Raw genomic sequence first — 532 nt, 5'->3', positions numbered from 1 at the left:
CAACTCAAGCGATTGTGGCTGAGGAGTTTGTGCCATTTAATCGTGAAGTCTCTTTAGTTGGTGCGCGTGGCAAAGACGGCAGTGTTGAAGTTTACCCTCTAGCAGAAAACGTTCATACCAATGGCGTATTGAGCTTATCCACCGCGATTGATGCGCCAGAGCTGCAAGCCCAAGCCAAGCAGATGTTCACGGCCGTCGCAGATAGCCTGGATTACGTTGGCGTATTGGCACTCGAGTTCTTTGATGTCGATGGCACACTGTTAGTCAATGAGATTGCCCCACGCGTGCACAACTCCGGTCACTGGACACAGCAAGGTGCGGAAACTTGTCAGTTTGAAAACCATCTGCGCGCCGTGTGCGGCTTGCCGTTAGGCAGCACCAAACTGATTCGCGAAACCTCAATGGTGAATATTCTTGGTGAAGATACGTTGCCAGAAGCGCTGCTCGCCATGGATGGTTGCCACATCCACTGGTACGGAAAAGAAAAACGTGAAGGGCGCAAAATGGGTCACATCAACGTATGCGGTGACTA

Annotated in this window: 1 protein-coding gene; it reads left to right on the top strand. The window is 51.3% G+C overall.

Annotated features, from left to right (window positions below; all coding sequences use genetic code 11):
• Window positions 1–532, top strand: a 532-nt coding sequence (locus tag R8O10_RS27260) for an ATP-grasp domain-containing protein (protein ID WP_318192237.1), incomplete at both ends; no start/stop codon positions are given.

The organism is Vibrio sp. 1727, from assembly GCF_033344415.1.
Classification (GTDB): Bacteria; Pseudomonadota; Gammaproteobacteria; order Enterobacterales; family Vibrionaceae; genus Vibrio; species Vibrio alginolyticus.
Note: the sequence above shows the minus strand (reverse complement) of the source record. Positions and strands in the feature narration are given on the sequence as shown.